The organism is Salinimicrobium aquimaris (assembly GCF_035607535.1).
Taxonomy (GTDB): domain Bacteria; phylum Bacteroidota; class Bacteroidia; order Flavobacteriales; family Flavobacteriaceae; genus Salinimicrobium.
Map to the genome: position 1 here is coordinate 1 of NZ_JAYDZX010000014.1, position 20,292 is coordinate 20,292.

Annotated in this window: 21 protein-coding genes; 6 read left to right on the plus strand and 15 right to left on the minus strand. The window is 42.2% G+C overall.

Annotated features, from left to right (window positions below; all coding sequences use genetic code 11):
• Positions 1–169: 169 nt before the first annotated feature.
• From VR862_RS12905 to VR862_RS12930, 6 genes are all read right to left on the minus strand, one after another.
• A complete protein-coding gene (locus tag VR862_RS12905) occupies positions 170–1,228 on the minus strand; it encodes a nucleoid-associated protein (RefSeq protein ID WP_324721397.1) in 1,059 nt (352 codons plus the stop codon).
• A 60-nt stretch (positions 1,229–1,288) separates the two neighbouring features.
• On the minus strand, positions 1,289–1,798 hold the full coding sequence (locus VR862_RS12910) for an IS1096 element passenger TnpR family protein (RefSeq protein WP_324721398.1): 510 nt from the start codon (positions 1,796–1,798) through the stop codon (positions 1,289–1,291).
• Positions 1,799–1,848: 50 nt separating this feature from the next.
• Positions 1,849–2,868 (minus strand): COX15/CtaA family protein, encoded by a 1,020-nt coding sequence (locus VR862_RS12915; protein WP_324721399.1) that lies wholly within the window; start codon positions 2,866–2,868, stop codon positions 1,849–1,851.
• Positions 2,869–2,896: 28 nt separating this feature from the next.
• Complete coding sequence (locus VR862_RS12920) at positions 2,897–4,318, minus strand: CCA tRNA nucleotidyltransferase (protein WP_324721472.1); 1,422 nt, start codon at positions 4,316–4,318, stop codon at positions 2,897–2,899.
• Between the two features lie 90 nt (positions 4,319–4,408).
• Entirely contained in the window at positions 4,409–4,978 is a 570-nt protein-coding gene (locus tag VR862_RS12925) for an L-threonylcarbamoyladenylate synthase (RefSeq protein WP_324721400.1), read from the minus strand.
• The gene (locus VR862_RS12930; RefSeq protein WP_324721401.1) at positions 4,962–6,068 is read right to left on the minus strand and encodes a glycosyltransferase family 4 protein; all 1,107 of its coding nucleotides are present in this window, start codon (positions 6,066–6,068) and stop codon (positions 4,962–4,964) included. The genes VR862_RS12925 and VR862_RS12930 overlap by 17 nt, the downstream gene beginning before the upstream one ends.
• 278 nt (positions 6,069–6,346) lie before the next feature.
• On the opposite strand from VR862_RS12930, the gene VR862_RS12935 reads away from it, so the two are divergent.
• Positions 6,347–7,099: a lipopolysaccharide kinase InaA family protein gene (locus tag VR862_RS12935; protein WP_324721403.1), complete on the plus strand. Its 753-nt coding sequence runs from the start codon at positions 6,347–6,349 to the stop codon at positions 7,097–7,099.
• 50 nt (positions 7,100–7,149) lie between these two features.
• Here VR862_RS12935 and VR862_RS12940 read toward each other — a convergent pair whose 3' ends face one another.
• The 5 genes from VR862_RS12940 to VR862_RS12960 are packed head-to-tail and all read right to left on the minus strand — an operon-like array spanning position 7,150 to position 11,876.
• On the minus strand, positions 7,150–8,139 hold the full coding sequence (locus tag VR862_RS12940; protein WP_324721404.1) for a stealth family protein: 990 nt from the start codon (positions 8,137–8,139) through the stop codon (positions 7,150–7,152).
• A gap of 51 nt (positions 8,140–8,190) precedes the next feature.
• Positions 8,191–9,246, minus strand: coding sequence for a CDP-glycerol glycerophosphotransferase family protein (locus VR862_RS12945; protein WP_324721405.1), 1,056 nt, complete (start codon positions 9,244–9,246; stop codon positions 8,191–8,193).
• A gap of 2 nt (positions 9,247–9,248) precedes the next feature.
• Complete coding sequence (locus tag VR862_RS12950) at positions 9,249–9,929, minus strand: phosphocholine cytidylyltransferase family protein (RefSeq protein ID WP_324721406.1); 681 nt, start codon at positions 9,927–9,929, stop codon at positions 9,249–9,251.
• A 4-nt stretch (positions 9,930–9,933) separates the two neighbouring features.
• Entirely contained in the window at positions 9,934–11,019 is a 1,086-nt protein-coding gene (locus VR862_RS12955; RefSeq protein WP_324721407.1) for a glycosyltransferase family 9 protein, read from the minus strand.
• 41 nt (positions 11,020–11,060) lie between these two features.
• Positions 11,061–11,876 carry a 2,3,4,5-tetrahydropyridine-2,6-dicarboxylate N-succinyltransferase gene (locus VR862_RS12960; protein WP_324721408.1) on the minus strand — a complete coding sequence of 272 codons (816 nt, stop codon included), beginning with the start codon at positions 11,874–11,876 and terminating at the stop codon, positions 11,061–11,063.
• A gap of 189 nt (positions 11,877–12,065) precedes the next feature.
• Between VR862_RS12960 and ruvX the strand changes: the two genes are divergently transcribed.
• The 5 genes from ruvX (at position 12,066) to mazG (ending at position 14,932) form a co-directional block, all read left to right on the plus strand.
• Positions 12,066–12,473: a Holliday junction resolvase RuvX gene (ruvX, locus tag VR862_RS12965; RefSeq protein ID WP_324721409.1), complete on the plus strand. Its 408-nt coding sequence runs from the start codon at positions 12,066–12,068 to the stop codon at positions 12,471–12,473.
• A gap of 59 nt (positions 12,474–12,532) precedes the next feature.
• Positions 12,533–12,916: a four helix bundle protein gene (locus tag VR862_RS12970; protein WP_324721410.1), complete on the plus strand. Its 384-nt coding sequence runs from the start codon at positions 12,533–12,535 to the stop codon at positions 12,914–12,916.
• A 48-nt stretch (positions 12,917–12,964) separates the two neighbouring features.
• A complete protein-coding gene (def, locus tag VR862_RS12975; protein ID WP_324721412.1) occupies positions 12,965–13,555 on the plus strand; it encodes a peptide deformylase in 591 nt (196 codons plus the stop codon).
• Positions 13,556–13,611: 56 nt separating this feature from the next.
• Positions 13,612–14,073, plus strand: a complete 462-nt coding sequence (locus VR862_RS12980; RefSeq protein ID WP_324721413.1) for a DUF5606 family protein — start codon at positions 13,612–13,614, stop codon at positions 14,071–14,073.
• 85 nt (positions 14,074–14,158) lie between these two features.
• Positions 14,159–14,932: a nucleoside triphosphate pyrophosphohydrolase gene (mazG, locus tag VR862_RS12985; RefSeq protein ID WP_324721414.1), complete on the plus strand. Its 774-nt coding sequence runs from the start codon at positions 14,159–14,161 to the stop codon at positions 14,930–14,932.
• Between the two features lie 106 nt (positions 14,933–15,038).
• Here mazG and VR862_RS12990 read toward each other — a convergent pair whose 3' ends face one another.
• The 4 genes from VR862_RS12990 to VR862_RS13005 all read right to left on the minus strand — a co-directional run bounded on the left by VR862_RS12990 (position 15,039) and on the right by VR862_RS13005 (position 20,287).
• Positions 15,039–17,495, minus strand: coding sequence for a DUF349 domain-containing protein (locus VR862_RS12990; protein ID WP_324721415.1), 2,457 nt, complete (start codon positions 17,493–17,495; stop codon positions 15,039–15,041).
• A 117-nt stretch (positions 17,496–17,612) separates the two neighbouring features.
• Positions 17,613–18,347, minus strand: coding sequence for a shikimate dehydrogenase family protein (locus VR862_RS12995; protein WP_324721417.1), 735 nt, complete (start codon positions 18,345–18,347; stop codon positions 17,613–17,615).
• On the minus strand, positions 18,340–19,362 hold the full coding sequence (locus tag VR862_RS13000) for a DUF368 domain-containing protein (protein WP_324721418.1): 1,023 nt from the start codon (positions 19,360–19,362) through the stop codon (positions 18,340–18,342). Before VR862_RS13000 ends, VR862_RS12995 begins: the two co-directional genes overlap by 8 nt.
• Positions 19,340–20,287, minus strand: a complete 948-nt coding sequence (locus VR862_RS13005; RefSeq protein ID WP_324721419.1) for a DUF368 domain-containing protein — start codon at positions 20,285–20,287, stop codon at positions 19,340–19,342. Before VR862_RS13005 ends, VR862_RS13000 begins: the two co-directional genes overlap by 23 nt.
• Positions 20,288–20,292: the final 5 nt, after the last annotated feature.

The window sequence follows — 20,292 nt, forward strand, 5'->3', positions numbered from 1 at the left end:
TTGGCTCTTGGCTCTTGGCTCTTGGCTCTTGGCTCTTGGCTCTTGGCTCTTGGCTCTTGGCTCTTGGCTCTTGGCTCTTGGCTCCTGGCTCTTGGCTCCTGGCTCTTGGCTCCTGGCTCCTGGCTCTTGCCTTCTGCTCCTGGCTCTTGGCTCCAGAAACACCGCCGTCTTAGCTCTTTTGTTCTTTGTTGAAGTACACCAGGTAATAATACATCTGCCTTTCCTCATCCCAGCCTTTTTCAACAAACTTCTCGGCCGATTCAGGATTAATGAAATCCATTTTGATCTGGATGTTAGTATCGAGATTTATGGTGTTCTTAATTGATTTCCTCGCGGCAGTTACTGCGGTGTTGGAGATGGGGAAACTGGTAAGATCCTCAATCTTGTACTTTGGTGCTTTCTCAGTTTTGTAGTTCTGGAACTCCGGGACGAGAGCCGGGTTATCAATAACTGAATTCAGGAAAGCACTTTCTTCAAAAGCATCGTTCTTTGCAAAATAATCAACACTTCGGTTCATGAACATGACTTCTTCCTTTTTGTCTTCCGCAGGAAGTACCACGTCTTTGGCGAAGTTCTGGCAAAATTTCAGGTACTTTTTGGTATGGAAATTCTCATCGGCAAGAACATCTACTCCGAGGAAGTTCTCGAGCCAGTATTTGGTATCGTACTTGTTTGAATCCACAGAAAGGATCTTAAATCCTTCTTCCCTGTTCTTGTTGAAAATAATAGCGCCTTTATCCAGCTTGTTCAGGTTGATTCCCTGCTGAATAATCATTTCCAGAATGCTTTCTTTTTCCTGGAACTGTAGAAAATCGTGCTTTAATTCGGATTTAAAAATTCCGATAGCAGTTGTCTTTTCATTGTCGAGCATCATGTTGTCGAAATAGACAACATAAACTTCCCCACTTTTAATATGCGGGTGAGAGGACTGTTCAAAAAGCAAAGTTGTGATCTTCTTTGATTGCTCGTGGATAGTTTGAGGAGCGTCAAAGATCTTACATGCGATCTCATACAACGGGTTGAATTCAACATCCACATCATTGGCAAACTGAAAATAATTTTCCTCTTTATCTCTAAATGGCTTGAGGAAATACTCTTTTATAAGAGGGGTGATCTCGTCATTCAGGTGAAATGGCTGGGCAGAAAGGAAAATGTTCTCATTTCGGCTTTTGTTGCCAACCCTGTGAATAGAAAGAGAGTCAATGTGAGCGTTATATAAATTGATCATATTGAAAAAGTGCGGTTAAGTTACCGGATTAATAAAGGCTGAAAAATAGGAAAATTTGGTCTAGTTCCAGTTTTCGTCGAAAGAAAGATCGTCATAGTCGTCTACGTCGAAGTCATCATCGTAGTCGAGGTTGAGATCATCATCTTCGGCCTGGAACTCCTTTTCGGGAGCTGCTGTAGGGAGCTGTCCGTGAACGAAGAGGAGGTTTGGGTAATCCATTTGAGGATCGGGTTCTGCTATCTCTGCCAGTTCCACGAGAAAAGTCCACATGCTAAAAAAGTCATAGATGTAGATCAGCTTGGTCTGCTCTTCAGAAACCACATCATCAAGAGTGGTCTCATTCATTAGCCGGACCGATCCTGTGCCTTCGGTGACATCAAACTGAGAGATCTCTTCCCCCTGGTTCCATTCGTCATCGCTAATATAGAAAGAAGCCATCTCGGTGCCGTCAAATCCAAAGGACTGGAGGATCGTATTATGTAAATCTTCAAGGGTGTTATCGGCCATTATTTCTATGTCGCGAAACACATCTTCTTCGGCATCGAGGATAATTCTAAATCTATACAGCATAAGTCAAAAATTTGGAGTGCAAAGATACGTTTTTAGATGAGAAATTAAATTTAGCGACTAAATCTATGCAGGGTAAAAGTCATTGCTGTAAGCAGGAAAAATGCTCCTACCTGGTGCGCGACCCCCAGCCATAAAGGCACAGCGTAAATTAGAGTGAGCACACCTAAAACAAATTGTAAAAATACCAATCCCACGAGCCACTGAATTCCTCTTTGCTGCGGAAGTGTAAGTTGCAAGCTCCTGGACCTGTACCAGATGTAGAGGACGGCCGCTACCACTGCGTATGCGAGGTATCTGTGAACGAACTGCACACCGCTCTTACCTTCTATAAAATTTCGCCACAGGGGTTTCTGTTCAATATATACGGTCTCATGCACCCATTCCCCACCTGTCATCCAGGGCCAGAAATTGTGGATCCATCCCGCGTCAAGTCCGGCCACAAATGCTCCCCAAATGATCTGTACCATAAGGACGATCATCCCCACCCAAATTAGATTTCTGAAGCTTTTGTTTACGACCTTTTTCTTTGGATAAAGGAGGTCCATTGCGACCCAGAAACAGTAGGCGAAAGTTACGAAAGCCGTAGTCAGGTGGGCAGCCAGCCTGTAGTGGCTCACCGCAGGCATATCTACCAGTCCGCTTTTGACCATATACCAGCCTAGAAATCCCTGAAATCCTCCCAGGAAGAGAAGTACAATTGATTTATAAATGGTTGGCCTGCTAAGTTGTTTTGTAACTAGAAAATACAGGAACGGAATTATAAAGACCAGTCCTATGAGGCGGCCAATCACCCTATGGATCCATTCCCAGAAATAGATCCCTTTGAAATCTTCAAGAGTAAAGTGGTAGTGCAATTTTTGATACTCGGGGAACTGTTTATAGAACTCAAATTCTTCGATCCATTGCTCCTCGGTTAGAGGCGGAATGGTTCCGGTGATCAACTTGTAATCTGAAATGGAGAGTCCGGAGTTGGTAAGGCGGGTAATTCCTCCCACCACGACCATTATAAAAATTAAAAAACAGCCGGTGAACAGCCAGTAAACAACCTTTTTATTGTCCTTGTTTTTCATGGGGGTAAATGTGAAGGTAAAGCATAATTTATTTAGGGGATAAACCTATTTCTTTTCCTTTTTGAAGCATATATGCTTTGGCAGCATCATAATCGTTCGGGATTTCTCCTTCTAAAATGGCTTCTTTAATAGCATCCTTGATAATCCCGATCTCTCTGGAAGGCTTAAGATCAAATGTCTCCATGATTTCTTCTCCGGAAACGGGCGGCTGGAAATTCCGCACGTGATCCCGTTCCTCGACCTCTTTAATCTTTTGCCTTACGATCTTGAAATTGTTGTGGTACTTCCTGAATCGCCGCGGATTTTTCGTGGTGATATCGGCTTCACACAAGGTCATAAGGTCTTCAATGTCTTCTCCTGCATCAAAAATAAGCCTTCGCACAGCCGAATCTGTTACGTCTTGCGAAAGAACAATCGGTCTTGAACTCATATAGACCATTTTCTGAACGAATTTCATCTTTTCATTCAAAGGCATTCGCAAGCGCTTAAACAGCTTGTACACCATTTTGGAACCAACAAATTCATGACCATGGAAGGTCCACCCCAGTTTGTCATCAAACTTCTTTGTAGGTGCTTTTCCTATATCGTGTAACAACGCAGCCCAGCGCAGCCAAAGATCATCTGTATTTTCCGAAATATTATCGACCACCTCCAGGGTGTGCCAAAAGTTGTCCTTATGCCGCTGACCTTCAATTTCATCTATACCTTCCAATGCAGTCAACTCCGGAAGGATCAATCTTAAAAGTCCGGTTTTATGCAACAGGCTAAATCCTACAGAAGGCTTTGGAGAGAGGAGGATCTTGTTCAGTTCATCGACTATCCTTTCCCGGGAAATGATCTTTAAGCGGCTCCTGTTTCTTATGATGGCCTGTAGGGAATCTTTCTCGATCCTGAATTGTAGTTGAGAGGCGAAGCGCACTGCTCTTAGCATTCGCAAGGGATCATCAGAATAAGTAATGTCAGGATCCAGAGGGGTGCGGATGACTCCGGCGCTAAGATCCTGTAATCCGTGAAAAGGGTCCAGTAGATCTCCGTAACTACTTTCATTCAGACTCAGCGCCAGGGCATTTATGGTAAAGTCCCTGCGGTTCTGGTCATCTTCCAGGGTGCCGCTTTCCACTTCGGGATTCCTGCTTTCTTCTGAATAACTTTCTTTTCGTGCACCAACAAACTCCACTTCCATGTCATAGGCGCGCAGCATTGCCGTTCCATAGTTCTTGAAGATCTGAACTTTAGGCTTGTGGGGAAGTAGATCTGACACCTTTTGAGCCAATTCTATTCCGCTTCCTACAGCAACCACATCTATGTCTTTGTGCTCTCCCCGCTGCAGGATATAATCCCTTACAAAACCTCCAATTACATAGCTCTCCAGTCCCAGTTCCTGAGAGGCAAGAGAAATTACTTTAAAAATGTTATTGGTTAATGCCCGTTTGTAGTTGTTCACTTTAATGTCTTTGTTTCCGGTCCCCGAGAATTGATCTGCTCAGACCTCACAGGTTTTCAAAACCTGTGAGGTCTTTTATCGGTGGTTCTTTTACAATTATTTCCTAATCACCTGCACCTTTCCATCATTGCTAAGCTTAATAATAGCCGATGGTTTTGGAGTTTTAATAGACTGGTGCAAATTTACCACATAGTCCACACCTTCTAAAATTTCCTTGCTTATATCTCCAAATGTTTCCGGGGTTGGCTGTCCGCTTAGATTAGCAGAAGTAGAGACCAGTGGCTTCTTTAATTTCCTTATAAGTTGCTGACAAAATTTATCCTTCGTCACTCGAATTCCAAGGGTGTTATCTGCACCCACCAGGTTTTCGGCAACACGAATAGGCTGGTCGTAGACTATAGTTGTTGGTTTGGCAGCATACTTCAGAATATCATAAGCTACCTCAGGCACATCTTCCACATATTGATTAAGCATCTTAAAATCGGATACCAGGCAGATCAAGGCTTTCTCTTCACTTCTTTTCTTAAGTGCAAAGATCTTGTCTATGGCATCTGCATTGGTGGCGTCACACCCAATTCCCCAAACCGTGTCGGTAGGATATAATATAATTCCGCCTCTTTTAAGGACATTGTAGGCATTGTTGATTTCTTCAGTGTACTCTCCCATTTAGTGCTGTTTTATAGATTTCCAGTGTCTTCCCGGCCATAATTTTGCTCGTGAAGTTTTGAAATAATTTTTCCCTGGAAATTTTTGCAAAGTTCGGGATTACCTGCGGATTTCCAAGCAAAAACAACAGGTTTTCGCCCAATCCCACGTGATCATAAGGATCTGTTAGAAGACCGTTCACTTTATTTTCTATTACTTCAGGAATTCCGCCGACATTCGTGCTCACTACCGGCACGTTGTAATAGAAGGATTCATAGATCACCTGCGGTATTCCCTCGTTTTCTGAAGTGAGGAGCAGGACGTCAAACTGGGGAATTAAAGCTGAAGCTTCAGGAATATAGCCGGTGAACAAGATATGATCCTCAAGAGCCAACTGCTGTACAAGCTTTTTAAGGGCTTCAGTTCTACGGCTGAAGTTTCCTATCTGAACAAAATAAAGTTGCTTTTGCTTTTTCCGGTTGATGAGATAATCTGCAGTGTAAATAAAAGTTTCCAGGTGCTTGGCCTCGATATGGTTGCCAATGTTTCCCACAATTACAGCAGCTTCCGGCAGACCAAATTTTCTTCTTATCTCAAAAGGGGATTTTTGGGTTTTATTATCTAATCGTGTTCCATGGTAGACAACCTCTAGTCTGCCCGCACGGCATAAAGTTTTAGAACTGATATTTTTAGTAGCTTCAGAAACACAAAGGATCTTCCTGATCTTTGGATAGTTATATTTAAAGAGGGTTTGCCGTCTCGGTCGGATTGGAAATGAAGTTTTTTTACTAAGGATAAAAGGCGGCAGGGATGCAAAGTGGTCGGCCATTACAGCGAGGGTGAGTGCTGTACTGTCGTGAATATGAAGCAGGTCAAAATTCTGCTTTTTACAGAGGTAAGCGAGCTTCAGTATAAAACGAGGATCCATTTTATTAGCAAGCGGCGCAGTAATTACCTGATGGTCCTGTGCCTTTAGTCGCTGGTGAAGCATACCGTCCCGAACACAAAAGATCACGTTGCATACTTTTTCCTTCAGCTCATGACACAGGTTTTCAATATGGCTTTCACCGCCACCCCAATTTCTTACTGCCGATAAATGAAGGATTTTCATAACCTTTTTTGAACTGCCTTTCTATGGCTGTAACTGCGAAGGTATAATAAATCTGTTCAAGTAGAAATGAACGCCAGAAGTGTCTACACCGCTATTTCTATAAGGAAAGAAACCTATTTTTTCACAACCTTCATTTTGTGGAATAATTAGTTCTATTCACAGATCTACCTAAATCTTGAGCCCGGGACCTATTAGCGGTAAGGAATCTTATAATTTGAGAAGTTTAAAGTTTATGCAAACTCAAAAGGTTAACTTTGCCAAAAAGTTCGGGAAATCATATGAAAGTAATCATAGATGAAGCATATTCTTCTTACCAGGAAGAAATTTTTCAGGCTCTTGAGAATTTTGAAGAGGAGGGACGAAAAATAGGACCGGGAAAAAGAAATGTTTTGAAGGCGATTAAGCTGGATCGTACAGAGGTCAATATTAAAGCTTTCAAGATCCCGAATGCCGTCAACAAAGTTGCCTACCGATTTTTTAGAAAATCAAAAGCCGAAAGATCTTTTATTTATGCCAAAGAACTTCTGGCAAGGGGCATAAAAACCCCGGCTCCCATTGCTTATGCTGAAGAAGTTACAAGCCTAGCTTTCCTCAAAAGCTTTTATGTGAGCGAACATCTGGATTATGATCTTACGTTTAGAGATATAGATCTCGCAAAAGAAGGACACGAGGAGATTCTTCGCGCCTTTACGCGGTTTACTTATGATCTCCACGAAAAAGGAATTGAATTTTTAGACCATTCCCCCGGAAATACCCTTATCAAAATCGGTGATAATGGCTATGATTTTTTCCTGGTTGATCTCAACCGGATGAATTTTAAAACCTTAGATATCTCTCAAAGACTTCGGAATTTTGAGCGCTTGTCAAGAGAAAAGGCGGTTTATGAGATCATGGCCGATGAATATGCAAAGCTAATAAAGCGGCCGGCCTCTGAAGTTTTTGAGCAAATGTTTAATTTCAATCAAATCTTCTTTTCAAAACGAGACAGAGCAGCAGTTATAAAGAAGAAGTTTAAGCGTAGGAAAAAATAGTTTGGAATTGGAAATAAATCTGCCTTTTTTCCTGTAAAATCAAAAACAGCCTAGTCTTTACCTAATCGTTCTTCTAACCAATGCAATATGTAATCTAAAATTCTATCGTCTGCCATGTCCAGGCTTTGGAATGTGATGAAGAGCTTCCGCCGGTTTGCCTTGAACCACTTCAGCTTTAGCTTTGTCCACCATAAATTCCTATACGATCGAAAGTAGGTTAGTTGCGAGTAATCCCGATAATGATAAGTATTGTTTTTAATTTCTAAATGTTCAGACAAGGAAGATAATAGAAACTGATTTTCATTTCTAAACCTGTGCTGTATGTTCTCTCGTAGTAAACTGTCTGTTTCAAAGAAGTTTGTCAGAGTTGATTTTCTCACGCTGACCGGCGTGTGAAAACGTCTGACATATTTATCCGCCTGAGCCAATCTGGCGCTGTTTTGTTGTAATCTTTTGAAACTTATTTTGGCCTTTTTTACCGGGATCCTAAAAGTACTCAATAATTTATGGTAGGATTTTCTAATCGTTCTGTCTTCATTAAAGGGCTGCCATTTACCCCTTATAATTGGTTCTCCTTGAATAAAGAAATCATTTACTGATACTTCTTTCATTAAAAAAGTATCATCATTGAAAATTATAAAGTGCTCTGATAAGTGGGGTATTTTGAATAACATGGATATGATTGAGCACGAGTTGAAGGTGGGTAAATATTCTTCATATCCGTTGAATATTATCTTATGATCTACCAGTTCCAGGTTAATGCCTTTTTCCTGAGCTAACGATTTCAGGGAATCAAACGACTCAGGAGACTGGTCGTCTGTTACCAGAAAAATATTCCTTATAAATGGAGCAAACTTGATTATTGATTTGATCGCAATATCAATTTCCCCAATAGAATTGTATCGCTTAAGGTGATTTTCGGAAGAGAAATTGATTTTAGTTTCCGAATAAGCATTAATTTTTTCCTGCCACTTCTTATCGTTCCCATTTACCCATGTTAGAACGGCATCTACCGGAATATTTTCTTGAGGTTCTGTCATTCACTATAGGTTTAATTGAGGGAACAAAGGTCTAGACTTGGGTATTTGTGCTTAACTTCTGGACTGCTTTTTCTTTCTTCTGAACATCCTGTTCATCTTACGTCTTCTAACGAATGGCAGCTTTCGTCTTTCCGGAACTCCGTGCTCTTCCACGTAATCCTCTACCACATTGACCATGCGCAGTGCACTTTGTCCGTCATTGTATGGGTGATATTCTGCAATGATAGTCTGCCGTTGTTCAGCATAAGGATCCTTCCCGAGATTCTGCTGAATCTTATCAGATAAAGTTGAGGCTTCAGTTATATTTTCCCAGAGTTTAATTTGGGAATTGCTTCTAAAGGTGATTACCGGCTTATCCAGCAGAAGAAATTCGTAGACTACAGACGAAGTATCGCTAATTAGCAAATCTGCCATTAGCAGGAACTTCACAATATTTGGTTCCTCCTCAAAAATAACATTTGACCTTTCGGCGGCAAACTGCCTGTACTGCTTGATAAGTTCAGGAGACATCAGGTCATGGAACTTGATCAACAACAGGTAGTCTTCATTATCTGCAACTTTCTTCAGATCCTTCAGCAGGAAAGGCCCCGAAGTAAGGGAAGGGGAGAAGGTGGGTGCGTAAAGCAGGATCTTTTTAGCTGAATGTTGTTTCAGCAGCTCCTTTTTTTCTTCCCCATATTTATCTCGCTCATTTCCATAGATATCCAGCTTTGGCCATCCTGTTTCAATAACATCAAAGTTTTTATGCCTCCTCTTTAGTCGCTGGAATCTCCGGGTGAAATAGGGACCTTGCGTAAGGTAAAGGTCAAAGTAATGCCGAATTTTGAAATGACCCTTTTTTTCACCGGCAAGCCCATGAAAGATCTGCGTTTTAAGCCCGCGGAGGTAATGCGGGACTTCATTTCCCGGGCAAAAAATTACATCGCTTCTATAATTTTCAATCTCTTCTATTTCAAAGGTGTGAGGTTCGTCCGGAAAAGGGAATTTTCCTCTTAAATTTTCAGTTAGAAACCAGAGATATTCATGCTGCTTGTCCTTAAGCACCTGCATGATAGGCTGCATGATCCCGAAGGCATAGGGATATTGACAGAAAAGAATGAATTTCATTTCTAAAACATTTTGTTTGCGGCGGCGAGATCTTCTTCGAAATCGACTTCCATACATCGAAAATCTGAAATGTCAACGGCCTTTATTTTTAAACCATCTTCCTGAATTGCAGTTTCGATGCCCCGTTCAAAGTAATCATTATCTCTGCATTTTTCAAGATGTTTTAGCAAAACCGGCATATCCCTTTTTGAAATGTAGTTAATGCCTACGGCTTCACCCAATCCCTCCTTTACCTGTTTGGAAAGTTCGTCAATAAAGCCATTTTTGAGGGTATATTTAACTTCTTCTTCGGCTACTCTTGAAGTGTTTACCGAAACAAAAGAATTCTCAACTGAAATTTCCTTTTTGAGGACAGAGAAAAGTTCTGCATCAAAGATCACATCCCCGTTAAGCCAGAGCACATCCTCCTGCTGATATTTCTTCAGGGCTTTCAGTAAACTCTTGGAGGTATTTGTAGCATCAAAAAATTGGTTGTAGATATAGGTGAGATCGGGAAACCGCTCCATGATAAGATCTTTTTTGAAACCTACAACTACAGTAATATCGTGTACAGAAAAATGGGTGGAAAGGTTGTCAATTTGCCTCTCCATTATACTTTTTCCTCCTTTTAGAGGGGTAAGTGGTTTTGGGAAAGGATTTCCAAGACGAGAGCCTATTCCTGCGGCTAGAATAATGATTTTCATAGAGTTACTTTGTCTCCTGAATTTTCGAATCGACTGTTTCTTTTAAAAAGATATCGAGTTTGGCGAAGATAAGGTTTGGCTGCAGTAATTCATAAAAAGCAGCTGACTTTTTCCTGATCTCCTTTTTTGAAAGCATTTTTATTTCGGGTTTGAAGTCGCTGATATGTACAGAGACGTTCTGGTAGGGATCTTCATAAATGCTCCACTCCTCTTTGTCGATTTGCGGTGAAAAGATCGAAAAAGTGGGTATTTCAAGAGCTTTTGCCATATTAACGGCACCGCCTTCGTTGCCAATGAAGGCATGGCAATTGGCGCAACTGGCAATGTAATCTTCAAGTTTCCTGTTGTAAAGATCCAGGAAGATCTTGGATTGGGTGGTGGGAGAACATAAACTGACAATTTCTAAGGCAGCTTTCTCCTGATTGGGTAAGTAATTCAGGAGGATTTGGGGCTCTTTCAAATGCTGTACAATTCTGTCTAGAAGAAGGGCCATATAAGCAGGCGGATAGCTTTTCTTTCTTGAGCTTCCTAAAATTCCGCACATAATGAGAGGGCGGCTAAAGTCAACTCCTCCATTTTTTAACCGCTGCGCGGCTAGTTCTTTTTTATGTTTGTCCAGATAAATTTTTGGCCGTAGATGTGAAGGAAAATCTTCCTGAAACCCCTGCAAAAACTGCATGCGATTTTCTATAGCCAAACCCGCACAGGAGCGAGGGGTTTTAATGGGATGAAAAGTGCGTGTATAAAAATGTCTCGTGTACCTTTTTTCATAACTCAACCTGCATTCTGCTCCCGAGTAAAAGGACATTAAACCGGTGCTTATTTTTGAATATACATCTATAACAGTAGTGTAATTCTGATGCCTTATCGACTCGAGAAATTTCGCAAAACTTAATGGATTCAGATTACATCGGGGATCATAGATGATGCATTTGTCAATGTTCGGATTATTTTGAACGACGGGCAAGGTGTGAGCCTGAAGAAGGTAGTGCAGTTCGGCAGCCGGAAATTTCTTCCGAAGGGCTTCAAAAAGAATAGAGGATGCGAGTACATCCCCTATCATTTTTTGCTGTATTACGAGTATTTTCATAGACCCGGCCTGGCCTCCCGAGAGGGAAGAATAATTGATTTCTAAACGGCTACGTTGTGCTCTCTCAAAGCGTTGTTTAGAGAGGTTTTCTTGTCTGTGCTCTCTTTTCTTTTACCAATGATCAATGCACATGGCACCTGGTATTCTCCGGCAGGGAATTTTTTCGTGTAGCTTCCCGGAATTACTACCGAACGTGCCGGAACAATTCCCTTCATTTCCACCGGCTCATCTCCCGTAACGTCGATAATCTTAGTTGATCCGGTTAATACCACGTTAGCCCCAAGAACAGCTTCTTTTTCCACTTTTACACCTTCAACAACGATACTTCTTGAGCCAAGAAAAGCATTGTCCTCAATGATAACAGGTGCAGCCTGTAGAGGTTCCAACACCCCTCCAATTCCTACTCCGCCGCTCAAATGCACATTTTTTCCAATTTGTGCGCAACTTCCAACAGTAGCCCATGTATCCACCATAGTGCCCTCGTCAACATAAGCTCCTATATTGACATAGCTGGGCATCATGATCACTCCGCTGGAAATATAGGCTCCGTGTCTGGCTACCGCATTGGGAACTACTCTTATCCCTCTGTCTTTGTAACCTTTCTTTAGCGGAATCTTATCGTGGTATTCAAATATCCCGGCCTCCAGGGTCTCCATTTGTTGAATGGGGAAATAAAGAACAACCCCTTTCTTTACCCATTCGTTCACCTGCCAACCGTCGACTGTAGGTTCGGCTACGCGAAGCTTTCCGCTGTCAAGCAGGTCGATGACCTCGCGAATGGCATCTGTAGTTTCAGTTTTATTAAGAAGTTCCCTGTTGTCCCAGGCTTTCTCGATGATCTCTTGAAGATTTTTCATGTAAATAATTTTTCAGTTTCTAAAGATCTGGTGTGTTCAGATCGTATTTAAAGTCATCTTTTTTGGACAGACTTTCGAAAGCGCGAAGGTAAAACATTTAGCCGAAATTAGTTGAACCCTTACCGTTCATGCCTGTGATTGTATGGTTTTTTTGGTTCCCGAATTAAGGCGTATCTTTGCCGGCAAATTATGGGAAGAATACTGGCATTAGATTACGGCACCAAACGCACCGGAATTGCGGTTACCGATGAGCTAAAGATCATAGCATCGGGGCTTACCACAGTTCCCACCGCCGAGCTTTTGCCATTCCTGAAAAAATATTTTTCTGAAGAGCAGGTGGAACTTGTTTTGTTGGGGGAACCCAAACAAATGGATAACACAGCATCGGGCAGTGAAGTAAATATTCAGGAGTTCCTTAAGAAGTTCAGTGAAATTTTTCCGGAAATGAAGCTCGAAAGAGTTGACGAACGTTTTACTTCCAAAATGGCATTCCAATCCATGATCGACAGCGGACTCAAAAAAAAACAGCGGCAAAACAAAGCCCTTGTTGACGAAATAAGCGCGACGATCATTTTGCAGTCGTACCTTTATAAATGATTAAGGGCTAAGGATTAAGGAATAACAAAAAAACAGAGAGGAAGGCAATATTTCGGAAAATGGAAAGAGATCTGAAGAAACGTTCAAACAAATTTGCCCACAACTGTGTAAAGCTGGCACTGTCTCTTCCAAAAGGAGTTCTCGAATGGCATGTGCAGAAACAGTTAATTAGAGCTTGCACTTCTGTAGCTGCAAATTACAGGGCAGCAAATTTGGGGCAGACAAAAAGAGGATTTATATCAAAACTGAGCATAGTTATTGAAGAAGCTGACGAATGTATATTTTGGATAGAATTTCTTGAGGAAGAAAATATTCTGAAGAAGGGATGTTATGAAGAGGTTCTTTCTGAAGCTAGGGAGTTGACTTCCATTTTTGTTGCTTCGAGAAGAACTGCTCAAAGATCCTTGGACAGATTATCTGATGGAGATAAGAACGAGACGTGAAATCGCCTCAGAGATTAAACATTAGACCTTAAACCTTAAACATTGAATATGGTTTTACCAATAACCGCCTACGGAGATCCGGTATTAAGAAAGAAAGCGAAAGACATTTCGGAAGATTATCCGAACCTGAAAGAATTGATTGAGAATATGTGGGAGACCATGTATGGCGCTTATGGAGTCGGGCTCGCGGCACCACAGGTGGGATTACCTATAAGGATCTTTCTGGTAGACACTTCGCCATTTGCGGAAGATGAAGAACTTTCAGAAGAAGAGAAAAAAGAACTGGCAGGTCTTAAGAAAGTTTTCATTAATGCTGAGATCGTGGAAGAATCAGGTGACGAATGGGCTTTTAATGAAGGCTGTTTAAGCATTCCCGATATTCGGGAAGATGTTTTCAGAAAGCCCGAGATCAGGATCGAATATTACGACGAGGATTTCAACAAGCACGTTGAGGAATACAAAGGAATTGCAGCTCGTGTAATTCAGCATGAATATGACCATATTGAGGGAATACTCTTTACCGATAAGCTGAGTAGCCTTAAGAAGAGGTTGATCAAGGGAAAGCTCTCCAACATTTCAAAAGGGAAGATCCAGGTAGATTACCGCATGAAGTTTCCCGAACTTAAAAAAGGCCGTTAATTAGTTTTGTTTTCTAGGCAGGAGGTAAGATATTTGCCTTCCAAAATTTAAAAAATATGAAGTTAGATAAAGTGTTGTCCATCTCCGGTAAACCGGGATTGTATGAACTTAAAGCCCAAACCCGCGGAGGTTTTGTTGCTGAATCTATGTTAGATGGAAAAAAGATCTCTGTGAACATGCGTCACAATGTGAGCCTGCTTAGCGAGATCGCTATATATACTTATACCGAAGAAGTTCCTTTGCGGGAGGTTTTTCAGAAGATCTACGAAAAAGAGAATGGAGGAGAAGCCATCAGCCATAAAGAATCCAAAGCAAAACTGGAAGAATACTTCAGCGAAGTATTGCCAGATTATGATGAGGATCGCGTATATGTAAGCGACATCAAAAAGATCATCCAGTGGTATAACCTGCTGGTGAGCAAAGGCTACACCGATTTTAGCAAGGGAGATGAAAAACCTTCTGAAGAAACTGCGGAAGTCGAAAAGACTCCGAAAGAAACCGGCGGCGAAGAAGAATAGCCTCTCAAAAATGACAAAAAACCAACTGATTTCAGTTGGTTTTTTGTTTCCGTAAAACCTAACTTACCTCCTTCAACCAAAGCATATGAATTCACGACAAGAACAGCTCAAAGCCTTTGACCGTTTACTAACCATTATGGATGAACTGCGGGAGCAGTGTCCATGGGATCGAAAACAAACATTGGAAAGTCTGCGGCATCTCACCATTGAGGAAACCTATGAACTCGGCGATGCTATTCTGGATCATGACCTGCAGGAGGTAAAGAAGGAACTGGGAGACCTTTTACTGCACATTGTTTTCTATGCGAAGATAGGGAGCGAGACCAAAGATTTTGACATTGCCGATGTCGCCAATGGGATCTGCGAAAAATTGATCAGCCGTCATCCACATATCTACAGCGATACCAAAGTTAATAATGAAGAGGATGTAAAGCGAAACTGGGAGCAGCTTAAGCTAAAAGAGGGTAAAAAGAGTGTTCTGGAAGGAGTGCCTGCCTCTTTGCCGGCCCTGGTGAAAGCAAGCCGGATCCAAGATAAAGTCGCCGGCGTGGGATTTGACTGGGAAGAGCCACAACAGGTATTTGAAAAGTTAAAAGAAGAACTGGAGGAGCTGCAGCATGAGGTGGAAAGCCATAATCAACAGCAAATAGAAGAGGAATTTGGGGATGTATTGTTCAGTATGATCAACTACGCCCGGTTCCTGAAAGTAAATCCCGAAGATGCCCTGGAACGGACCAATAAAAAATTCATCAAGAGATTTCAATACCTGGAAGGCAAGGCAAAAGAGCAGAAAAAAAGCCTAAAAGACATGACGCTGGCCGAAATGGATGTTTATTGGGAAGAAGCCAAGAAGATTTAGATCGCTTTCGCATTTAGAACCAGAAACGGGGAACCCGGAAATACAATAAAAACGCCCTCCAAAAAAAGCATTTTTGAAGGGCGTTTTTATTTCAGTCCTGGTTTTTCTACTCGTCGTAAAGAGATTTTACTTTTTCAAGTTTCTCCTTCCATATCTTCAGTTGTTCTTTGTGGTTCTTTATGTTCTTGTGCACTTCCTGTACCAGCGGATTTTTATCATCCACATTAGAGAAGAACTGAAGGTTGTTTTCCAGCTGTCTTATCTCAGCTTTCGTTTCCTCTATCTTTTTAGTTAGAAAATAATGCTCATTGTTGAGCTTTCTGGAGTCGTCGGAATTTTCCAACGCCTGCACCTTATTCTCATACTTGAGCATTTCGCTCTGTTTCTTGTCGAGATCGAGCTTATCAAAAGCCTGATCAAGAGCTTTATTGAATTTTCCTTCAATATACCGTTTGCTGTGTGGTACTCGACCCAGCTTCTTCCACTCTTCAATGAAGTTTTTAATAGTAGGAAGATCTTTTTTGCGATCTCCGGAAAATTCTACGTTCTTAAGCTTATCCAGAAGTTCTCTTTTCTGTTCAAAAGCTTCATTCTCTTCCTTGTTTTCCTCATTTCTTGAAGCATGCAACCTGTCGAAGTAGTGATTACAGGCAGCCTTGAATTTCTTCCATATCTTATCACTGTCCTTGCGTGGCACATGACCAATGCTCTTCCAGTCGGCCTGGATCTTTTTCATAAGAGGAGTGGTGGCCTTGAAGTCCTCACTGTCTTTATGCTCTTCTGCAATTTTTACCAACTCCTGCTTTTTCTCCAGATTCTCGTATTGTTCCTTTTTCTGATTCTTGTAAAAAGCATTTTTGTTGCGATTAAAACTGCGCACAGCCTCCTTGAATTTCTTCCAGGTCTCATCGTTCACATGGCGCGGAACTTTCCCGGCATTGAAGAAAGCCTCTCTCAAAGCTTCCACCTCTGTGATCTTTTGCTGCCACTGCTTGTGGGAATTATAATTTCCTGCAGCTATTTCTTTGATCTGCTCAATGATGTGCTGTTTTTTCTCCAGGTTTTTTTCGAACTCTTTTTCGAGTTGCTCAAAATATTCCTGTCGCTTATCGTGGATCTGTTTGGTAGCATCGCTGAATTTTTGCCAGATATCCTCGCGGTATTCCTTTTCTACCGGCCCGAGGTCCTCTTTCCACATTTTATGAAGCATCTGTAGCTCCCTGAATGCGCGGTTAGTATCTGTTTCCTGGGTGAGTTCTTCGGCACGGGAAATGATCTTTAGTTTTTGCTCCAGGTTATGTTTGAAATCAAGATCCCTGAATTCCCTGTTGAGATGTAGGAAATCATAGAAATTCTCCACGTGATGGTGGTAGGTGTTCCAAACGGTATTGTACTTATCCCGTGGAATAGGTCCTGCAGTTTTCCAGCGATCCTGCAGGTCTTTAAAATGCCTGTAGGTTGTGTTGATATTTTCCTCAACATCGATCAGGCTTTTTAGTTCCTCAATGATCTCGAGTCTCTTTTCAAGATTCTGGTTGAGGTCCTGTTTTAATTGCTGGTAGTATTTATTTCGTTTCTCCTTGTAATCAAAATACAACGAGTTAAAGCGTTTTTTTAAAGGAGTAGAGTAGTGGAAGTCGATGATATTTCCGCCTTCGGCTAGAAATTCTTCTTTCTTTTCCTCCATTTCCTCATCGAACTTGGCATTAAATTCGGCGCGAATTTCTTCCACGTGTTCCTTGATAGCCTGGACCTTCTCTTTTTTTACCAGTTTTTCCAGCTCATCGGCCAAAGCTTCCTTGCTCATAGCGTGATAATCCTTCTTCTCAATCCCGTGGCGTTCATGCGTAGTTTCATCTTCACTATCCTCAGCTACGGCCTCGTCTACCTCACTTTGCGCATCCCGTGGCTTTTTTGGTGCGCCGGACTCTTCATCACCTTCTTCTGAAGGATCTTCCGCTGCTTCGGAAGCTCTTTCGTCTACTTTTTCATCTGAAGTTCCCGGACTATTAGAGTCAAAAAAGGGATTTTTGGCGCCTTCTTTTTCTTCTGAAGATTCTTCCTGAATAGTAGCAGATTCTTCTGAAGATCCTGACCTTGAAGCTGCTTTTTCCTCATCTTCTTCATCAGTTTCCAAAGCCGCTTCGGGGGAGGTCGCCGGTTCGGCAGATTTCTTATCTTCGGTGGATTGGGCCTCATCTACCATGGCATCGGCGATGGAGTCCTTCTCTTCCTTATTTTCATCGGGTTTATCTGAAGAAGCCGGTTTATTTGCAGCGGGTTTAGCGGTTTCTTTATTCTGAGAAGCTGGTTTTTCTTCCTCCTCATCATCATGGTCCAAAGCCGCTTCGGCAGTAGTGCCGGGTTCGGCATCTCTTTTCTCTTCGGTCGCTTTGGCTTCATCTACCATTGCATCTGCAATGGAATCTCTTTCTTCCGCTTGGTCGGAAGTTTTTTCAGCTGTTTTTCCTGTCTCTTCTGCAGCGGATTTTTCCCGGGGATCAAGTTCATTATTCGGTTTTTCCGGCTGCTCTTGATTAGACAGTTTTTCTTTCTCAGACATATCTTTCAATGTTAGGGTTCAATATTCAATAATATAATAAAGCTGAAAGATAACAACTCCCCGCGTACCTAACAAGGCTTTGCGGCTATTTGTGAAGGTAAAATTGTGCTGTGGAGGCTAACTTTTATTCCAGATCTCCCAGGCTTTTTCGGCCTGCAATTCCAGCATTTTCTGTCCGTTAAGAACCCTTGCTCCCCGATCTTCAGCCTTTTGCATCAATGCCGTTTTGGCCGGATTGTAAATGAGGTCGAATAGAAGGTGTCGGGCATCTAGATATTCCACGGGTACTGCAGGAAATTCGGTCGTTCTGGGAAAGGTACCCAAAGGTGTAGTGTTCACAATCACCGTATGATCGGCAAGTACTTCTTCAGAAAGATCTTTATAAGAAATAGCATTTTTGGCAGGTGTGCGGGAAACAAATTTAGGGGTGATCCCCAGGGTTTCCAGGGCGTATTTCACTGCCTTTGAGGCACCACCGGTTCCCAGGATGAGCGCTTTTTTATGATGAGGTTTCAGGTGTGGCTTTAAAGCTTCAGCAAACCCATAATAATCGGTATTATAGCCTGTGAGCTTTCCATTTTCTCCAACCTTGATGGTGTTTACGGCTCCAATTTCTTCAGCAACGGGATCAAGAGTATCCAAAAAGGGGAAAATAGCCTCTTTATATGGAATGGTGACATTCAAGCCCTTCAACTGCGGATTGGCTGAAATTACCCGGGGAAATTCAGTGATTTCCTGAAGATCAAAATTTTCATAGGTTGCTGCTATATTTTCCCGGCTAAATTTTTCTGAAAAATATTTTCTTGAAAAGGAATAGGAAATATCGCGACCTATTAAGCCAAATTTACGCATGGGATCTTTTATTTTTTAGTTCTGCAAGAGCAATCCAGAGAACCAATAAAGCTCCCAGGATGATCAAGAAGATGGCAAGCCAGGTACTTCCCTGGTCAAGTTGTGGCAAATACCGGTCATAGTTGTCTATGATCCTGTTGCCGCTTTGATCAAGTACAAAGATCCCATCGGTATTAAGCCGGTATTCTGCCTCTTTCCAAGGCCAGACGACTCCGAGGGAACCGGTAATAAATCCAATGATCACGGCAAAAGTGGCGCTCTTATAATGCTTGAGGAGATATCCTAAAATGTGAGAAAGGGAAACCAGCCCTGTTATCGAACCCGCCGTAAAGACCATTAGAACCTGAAGTAACCGCAGCCTTTCTTCATTGTTCCAAAAGGAAAAATCCAGCATGAACACTTCAGAAAGGGTGAGATATAAAGCATTCACCGAATCTACAAGAAGCAAGACATAATTCCCGAGAAGTATAAGAATAAAAGAACCCGAAAGACCGGGAAGGGTCATTCCCGAAACGCCCACAATTCCGCAGAAAAAGACGAACCACAGGTTATCATTTTCGGCTGCGGGCTCAAGAAAACTGATGCTGACACCTCCAATGATCCCCAGCAGCATAAAGCCGATATTCCGCCGGTTCCATTCTTTAAAATCTTTACTAATGTAATAGATCGAACCCAGGATCATTCCGAAGAAAGCTGCCCATACGTAAAGTTCATAGCGGGTAATGAGATAGTCCAACAGGAGAGACACCGAAAAGTAGCTAATCACCATTCCCAGAACGAGCAGGGAAATAAAGCGGCCATTCGCGTAATACCATAGGCTGCGAAATCTTCCGTTGACCAGTAATTTCAGGGAATTATAATTAATGCGGCGCAGGGAATAGATGAATTCCTCATAAAAACCTGCCACAAAGGCCACCATTCCGCCGGAAACACCGGGAACTTTATTTGCGGCACCCATTAGGATGCCTTTGATAACGAGAAATACCTTGTCGCTAAACGTTCGGGTTTGCTGCATTTTCCTGCACCGGCTTTTTTTCTGCGAGGCCCTCTAAGATAAGAATAAGGGCAAATCCTGCAAGCATAAGAACAGAAGCCTGAATGGTATGTGGTTCTGAAGCAAAATTCCACGGCATAACCGACTCATCTCTAAGTACTACAGATTTGTCTCCGTAAGTTGCAGTTTCCAAAACTCTTTTCCAGGGCCAGATCTTGTTTAGTGACCCTGCAATAAACCCCGTCAAAGTGGCGAGTGTAAGTGTGCTGTAGTTGAGAAAAAGCCACTTTAAAAGTCTGGAAAAAGACAGCAATCCAAAAATGGCTCCCAGGGCCACAATTCCCAGGATCTTAAGGTCAAAGTCGTGCGCTGCTTCGCTCACGGTTTTGTACGCACCCAACAGGACCAGGATGAAAGCCCCCGAAATTCCCGGCAGGATCATTGCGCAAATGGCAATTGCGCCGGCAAAAAACAGGAACAGGTCACTTGCTGCGGCAGTCAAAGGTGGCAGAGAGGTGATGTAAAGAGCGATCCCGGCTCCAATAATTAGAAAAAGGAAGACGTTAAAGGTCCATTTCGGGATCTGTTTGGCAACATAGTAAACGCTGGCAAGTACAAGTCCGAAAAAGAAAGCCCAGATGAGAATAGGGTTGTTTTCCAGCAGATAATTGGTCACTCGCATAACGGTGAAAATGCTGAAAAGTATACCTCCTAAAAGGGCAATAATGAAGTTGCCGTTGAATTCTTTCCAAAAGGCCTTAAAACCTTCATTTTTCCAGGTATAAAGAAGGCTCACTTTCACACCGCTAATGGTGGAAATGAGCTCTTCATAAATTCCTGAAATAAATGCTATAGTACCGCCGGAAACTCCCGGGACCACATCTGCGGCTCCCATGGCCATTCCTTTTGCCGAAATAAGAAGATAATCTTTAAAACTTCGTCGCATCGTCT

What these genes read in the sequence shown, in the direction of transcription:
- VR862_RS12905 (WP_324721397.1), bottom strand. Translation starts at nt 1,228, where the DNA reads ATGATCAATTTATATAACGCTCACATTGACTCTCTTTCTATTCACAGG.
- VR862_RS12910 (WP_324721398.1), bottom strand. Translation starts at nt 1,798, where the DNA reads ATGCTGTATAGATTTAGAATTATCCTCGATGCCGAAGAAGATGTGTTT.
- VR862_RS12915 (WP_324721399.1), bottom strand. Translation starts at nt 2,868, where the DNA reads ATGAAAAACAAGGACAATAAAAAGGTTGTTTACTGGCTGTTCACCGGC.
- VR862_RS12925 (WP_324721400.1), bottom strand. Translation starts at nt 4,978, where the DNA reads ATGGGAGAGTACACTGAAGAAATCAACAATGCCTACAATGTCCTTAAA.
- VR862_RS12930 (WP_324721401.1), bottom strand. Translation starts at nt 6,068, where the DNA reads ATGAAAATCCTTCATTTATCGGCAGTAAGAAATTGGGGTGGCGGTGAA.
- VR862_RS12935 (WP_324721403.1), top strand. Translation starts at nt 6,347, where the DNA reads ATGAAAGTAATCATAGATGAAGCATATTCTTCTTACCAGGAAGAAATT.
- VR862_RS12940 (WP_324721404.1), bottom strand. Translation starts at nt 8,139, where the DNA reads ATGACAGAACCTCAAGAAAATATTCCGGTAGATGCCGTTCTAACATGG.
- VR862_RS12945 (WP_324721405.1), bottom strand. Translation starts at nt 9,246, where the DNA reads ATGAAATTCATTCTTTTCTGTCAATATCCCTATGCCTTCGGGATCATG.
- VR862_RS12950 (WP_324721406.1), bottom strand. Translation starts at nt 9,929, where the DNA reads ATGAAAATCATTATTCTAGCCGCAGGAATAGGCTCTCGTCTTGGAAAT.
- VR862_RS12955 (WP_324721407.1), bottom strand. Translation starts at nt 11,019, where the DNA reads ATGAAAATACTCGTAATACAGCAAAAAATGATAGGGGATGTACTCGCA.
- VR862_RS12960 (WP_324721408.1), bottom strand. Translation starts at nt 11,876, where the DNA reads ATGAAAAATCTTCAAGAGATCATCGAGAAAGCCTGGGACAACAGGGAA.
- ruvX (WP_324721409.1), top strand. Translation starts at nt 12,066, where the DNA reads ATGGGAAGAATACTGGCATTAGATTACGGCACCAAACGCACCGGAATT.
- VR862_RS12970 (WP_324721410.1), top strand. Translation starts at nt 12,533, where the DNA reads ATGGAAAGAGATCTGAAGAAACGTTCAAACAAATTTGCCCACAACTGT.
- def (WP_324721412.1), top strand. Translation starts at nt 12,965, where the DNA reads ATGGTTTTACCAATAACCGCCTACGGAGATCCGGTATTAAGAAAGAAA.
- VR862_RS12980 (WP_324721413.1), top strand. Translation starts at nt 13,612, where the DNA reads ATGAAGTTAGATAAAGTGTTGTCCATCTCCGGTAAACCGGGATTGTAT.
- mazG (WP_324721414.1), top strand. Translation starts at nt 14,159, where the DNA reads ATGAATTCACGACAAGAACAGCTCAAAGCCTTTGACCGTTTACTAACC.
- VR862_RS12990 (WP_324721415.1), bottom strand. Translation starts at nt 17,495, where the DNA reads ATGTCTGAGAAAGAAAAACTGTCTAATCAAGAGCAGCCGGAAAAACCG.
- VR862_RS12995 (WP_324721417.1), bottom strand. Translation starts at nt 18,347, where the DNA reads ATGCGTAAATTTGGCTTAATAGGTCGCGATATTTCCTATTCCTTTTCA.
- VR862_RS13000 (WP_324721418.1), bottom strand. Translation starts at nt 19,362, where the DNA reads ATGCAGCAAACCCGAACGTTTAGCGACAAGGTATTTCTCGTTATCAAA.
- VR862_RS13005 (WP_324721419.1), bottom strand. Translation starts at nt 20,287, where the DNA reads ATGCGACGAAGTTTTAAAGATTATCTTCTTATTTCGGCAAAAGGAATG.